The following is a 3,469-nucleotide window of genomic DNA, read 5'->3' on the forward strand; positions in this document are numbered from 1 at the left end:
GACCGGCCTGGGCTGGAACCGGCTGATGTGGCGTGGTCGTTGGCGGCGACGCGGTCGGTGTTCGAGCACCGGGCTGTGGTGCTGGGCGACGGGCGTGCGGAGTTGGTGGCTGGTCTGGAGTCTTTGGCGGCTGGGGTGTCGTCGGGTGCGGTGGTGTCGGGCGTTGCGCGCTCGGATGTGCGGGTTGGCCTGGTGTTCGCGGGTCAGGGGTCGCAGTGGCTGGGGATGGGCCGTGGTCTGTATGAGGGCAGTGCGGTGTTCGCGCGGGTCTTCGATCAGGTGACGGGGCTGCTGGAGCTGGAACTCGGCGTCAGTGTCCGGGACGTGGTCCTCGGCAATGCGGGCGAGAGCTTGGTGAACCAGACGCTCTACGCCCAGACAGGGCTGTTCGCCTTCGAGGTCGCTCTCGCCGAGCTGCTGGCAGCGAGTGGGCTGGCCGCTGATGCGGTGGTGGGTCATTCGGTGGGTGAGGTCGCGGCCGCGTACGTGGCCGGAGTGTTGACGCTGCCAAACGCCTGCCGCTTGGTGGCTGCGCGTGCGCGGTTGATGCAGGGGTTGCCGTCGGGCGGTGCGATGGCGGCGGTCAACGCGTCCGAGGCCGATGTCGTCGCCTCGATGGCCGAGGGTGTCTCGATCGCGGCCGTCAACGGTCCAGACTCGGTGGTCGTGTCGGGAGACGCGGATGCCGTCGCCCAGGTCGCGGAGCACTGGCGTGAACAGGGCCGTCGGGTACGGGAGTTGCGTGTCTCGCATGCCTTCCACTCTCCGGCCATGGACCCGGTGACCGATGAACTTGAGCGGGTTGCTTCGGAGTTGGAGTACCACCGTCCGAACGTGCTGTGGGCGGGTGCGCTGACGGGTGAGCTGGTGTCGGAGTGCGAGGCGGGGTACTGGCCCGCGCAGACGCGTCAGGCGGTCCGTTTCGCTGATGCGCTGTCCACGCTGGCCGCGCAGGGCATCACCCTGTTCATCGAGGTGGGCCCGGACGGCTCGCTCTCCGCGCTCGGCGCCGATGCCGTGGCCTCGGTCGGTGTGGAGGATGCCGCGTTCGTGCCGCTTCAGCGGCGTACGGACGAGGGTGTGACCGGGTTCGTGACCGGTCTGGCACGGGCCTTCACGCACGGCGCGTCCGTCGACTGGACCGCCGTCCTGCCGACCGCGAGCCGCATCGACCTGCCCACGTACGCCTTCCGGCACGAGCGCTTCTGGCCGGAGGGCCTGATGCGCCTGCCGACAGCCGCTGGCCTTCCTAGCGGGACCATGGGCGCTGAGGCTGAGGCGCGGTTCTGGGCGGCGGTGGAGGAGGGGGATCTTTCGCGGCTGGCGGAGTCGTTGGCCGGGGGCGACGACCGTCCGATCGGTGAGCTGTTGCCGGCGTTGGCGTCGTGGCGTCGGCGGGAGTTGGACCGGTCGGTGACGGCCAGTTGGCGTTACCGGGCGTCGTGGGTGCCGGTGGCCGAGCCGGACGCACGGGTGCTGTCGGGGACATGGCTGGTCGTAGCTCCCGCCGGACCAGCTGCCGTTGACGTTCGTCATGCATGTGTGGCGGCGTTGGAGGCGCGTGGCGCCGAGGTGGTCGTGGTCGAGGCCGGCTCTGTGGAGCGGTCCGAGCTGGCGGCGCTGATCAGTGCTGATGTCTCCGGTGTGCTGTCGCTGCTGGCCCTGGACGAGACTCCGCTGCCGGATCACCCGTCGGTGACCGCTGGCCTGGCCGCGACCCTGGCGCTCGTCCAGGCCCTCGGTGACGCCGGTCTGGAGACGGCGCCGCTGTGGGTGGCAACACAGGGCGCGGTCGCAGCGGAAGCCCTCACGGCTCCGGTGCAGGCACAGGTATGGGGCCTGGGCCGGGTCGTCGGGCTGGAGCATCCGGATCGCTGGGGCGGCTTGATCGACCTGCCGGAAGTCATGGACGACCGGGCAGGCACGCGGCTGGCGTCCGTGCTGGCCGGCTGCGGCGAGAACGAGGTCGCGATCCGGGCGGCCGGTGTCCTGGGCCGTCGTCTCGGCCACGCCCCGCAGCCCCGCGACCCACAGACACCGTGGACGCCGACCGGCACCACCCTGATCACCGGCGGCACCGGCGCGATCGCCGGGCATGTCGCCCGCTGGCTCGCCGACCGCCAGGCACCGCGCCTGATCCTCACCAGCCGCTCCGGGCCCTCCGCCCAGGGCGCTGCCGCACTGGCAGCGGAGCTGGCCGAGACCGGTTCCGCTGTGGACATCGTCGCCTGCGATGTGAGCAACCGTGCCGCGCTGGCCGGACTCCTGGAGAAGGGCCCCGCGCTGTCGGCGGTGATGCACACAGCCGGCGTGCTGGACGACGGCATCATCGACCGCCTCTCGCCCGACCGGCTGGAGACGGTCCTGGCGGCGAAGGCCACCAGCGCCAGGTACCTGGACGAACTGACCGCAGACCTGGATGCGTTCGTCCTCTTCTCCTCCTCCTCAGCGACCCTGGGTGCGGCAGGCCAGGCCAACTACGCGGCGGCGAACGCCTATCTGGACGCGCTGGCGGAGAACCGTCGCTCCCGTGGTCTGGCGGGGTTGTCGGTGGCGTGGGGTGCGTGGGCCGGTGGTGGTTTCGCGGCGTCGAGTGACGCGGTGCGGACTCGGGTCAAGCGTGGCGCGATGCCCGCGATGGACCCGTCGCTCGCGGTGCGCGCACTCGGCGAGGCCCTGGACGGCCCCGATCCCGCCCTGACCGTCATGGACGTCGACTGGGTCCAGCTGGCTTCCTCACCCGCGGCCAAACACCTGCGTGAGCTGCCATTGGTGCGCGACCTCCCGGAGATCCGCAGCCTGGCGGCTTCCGGCGCCGTCGTGGACGAAGGCGAACTGGTCGGACGCCTGCGGAGCCTGGGCCGGGCCGAGGAACAGACCCGCGTGCTGACCGAGGTCGTGCGGACCGAGGTGGCGGCCGTGCTCGGCCACGCCTCGGCGGAGGCCGTACAGGACCGGCAGAACTTCAAGGATCTCGGCTTCGACTCGCTGACCTCGGTGGAGCTACGCAACCGGCTTGCGTCGGTCACCGGGCGGCGCCTGCCGTCGACCCTCGTGTTCGACTACCCCACCCCCGTGTCCCTGGCAGGCTTCCTGCGTGGGGAGTTGACGGGTGAGCTGGAGTCCGTGGCGCCGGTGGCGGTTGCCGCGGGTGCCTCTGACGAGCCGTTGGCGATCGTCGGTATGGCGTGCCGTTTCCCGGCCGGTGTGGCGAGTCCGGAAGCGTTCTGGGAGTTGCTGGCCTCCGGTGGTGACGCGGTGGGCGAGTTCCCCACGGACCGGGGCTGGGACCTGGACGCGGTGTACGACCCGGACGGGGAGGGCGAGGGGACGTCGTACACGCTGTCCGGGGCGTTCCTGCGGGACGTGGCGGCTTTCGACCCCGGTTTCTTCGGGATCAGCCCGCGTGAGGCGATGGCGATGGACCCGCAGCAGCGGCTCCTCCTCGAGACCTCGTGGGAGGCGCTGG

General features: G+C 71.3%; 1 protein-coding gene. It reads left to right on the forward strand.

Annotated features, from left to right (window positions below):
• Positions 1-27 precede the first annotated feature (27 nt).
• On the forward strand, positions 28-3,469 hold a 3,442-nt coding region (locus ACFY1E_RS47845), incomplete at its 3' end, for an acyltransferase domain-containing protein (RefSeq protein WP_389088914.1).

It is taken from the genome of Streptomyces sp. NPDC001604, assembly GCF_042893475.1.
GTDB lineage: Bacteria > Actinomycetota > Actinomycetes > Streptomycetales > Streptomycetaceae > Streptomyces.